The sequence below is a fragment of the Sporosarcina sp. NCCP-2331 genome (assembly GCF_023707945.1).
GTDB lineage: Bacteria > Bacillota > Bacilli > Bacillales_A > Planococcaceae > Sporosarcina > Sporosarcina cascadiensis.
Window position 1 is genome coordinate 1 of sequence record NZ_BRCD01000075.1, and the last position, 1,464, is coordinate 1,464.

The window sequence follows — 1,464 nt, forward strand, 5'->3', positions numbered from 1 at the left end:
GGACTTGCCATGTACGAACACAACGCTAACCAGATGATCCTGCCACACGAATTCTTTTTGCCATTCGAAGGACACTTGAACCCTGATAACCGTTGGGTTCGCATGGCATCTGTCATTCCTTGGTCCGACCTCGAGGGAACGTATCTCCAGTCGCTCGGTGATCCCAATCAGGGAAGTAAAGCGTACACCGTGCAACTTGCACTTGGTTCCCTGATCATCAAGGAACGTCTTGGCTTGAGTGATGAAGAAACCGTGGAAGCGATCACAGAAAATCCCTACATGCAATACTTCATTGGGCTACCCGCTTTTCAGGAAATACCTCCGTTCCACGCCTCCTCACTAACTCATTTCCGGAAGCGTTTTAATACGGATCTCGTAAATCAACTGAACGAATCCATTACATCGTCGCAACGGAAACGGGAGAATCCACAGGATTCTGATGACTCGGATGACGATGAGCCGATGGGCGGAAATGGGAATTGTGCAGCTACATCGACCATCTTGGTCCCTGGGGATTCATCACCCGTCTACAAACAAGGAAAACTACTGATCGATGCCACCTGCGCCCCTTCCGATATTGCTTATCCAACGGATATCGGTCTCTTGAATCAGGCGAGGGAAAAGCTCGAAAAGATGATCGATTCGTTACATGCGGAGCGCAGCGACGGTACCCGAAAGCCGCGCACCTACCGTCGGAAAGCCCGGAAGGAATACCTTGCCTTGTCCAAGCAGCGAAAACCTAGCTACGAAAAGATACAGGCATGTCTGAAGGGACAGCTTTCCTACGTGCGCCGGGATTTGACACACGTAGAAGTTCTCGCTGATGAAGTTGGGCTAGACAAGCTGACGAAAAAACAATACAAAGACCTACTGGTCATTCAGGAGCTATTCCGTCAGCAAACCATTCTGTTTGAGAGCGGCACCCATTCCATCGGAGACCGGATTGTCAGCATTCCACAGCCCTATATTCGTCCGATTGTCCGAGGAAAAGCGAAGGCGGCAGTCGAATTCGGTGCAAAACTCTCTGTTAGTCTGGTCGATGGGTTTGCGTATCTTGAAACCTTACAATGGGATGCGTATAACGAAGGCACCTTGTTGAAAGACGCCATTCACACGTACAAGGAACGGTTCGGCCACTATCCGGAAGCAGTGCTTGCTGACACCATCTACAGAACCCGGGAAAACAGGGAGTTCTGTAAAGAACTCGACATCCGGCTAAGTGGTCCCAAACTTGGGAGACCTACCAAAGATCGGCATGTCCGAACGGAACAAAAGAAGCTGGAGAAACAGGACCACGGCGAGCGCAATGCCATCGAAGGAAAATTCGGCGAAGGCAAACGCGTGTATGGACTGGGTCTTATTCGAGCACGCCTTCAAACTACAAGCGAGACGACGATCGCCCTCCAGATGGTCATCATGAACATCGAAAAGATCCTTCGGGATACTTTTTTGTCATTTTTCCTT

Annotated in this window: 1 protein-coding gene; it reads left to right on the forward strand. The window is 50.1% G+C overall.

Going from position 1 to position 1,464, the window contains the following annotated elements; genetic code table 11:
- Positions 1-9 precede the first annotated feature (9 nt).
- The coding region (locus NCCP2331_RS18220; RefSeq protein ID WP_251672118.1) for an IS5 family transposase at positions 10-1,464 on the forward strand (1,455 nt) is incomplete at its 3' end.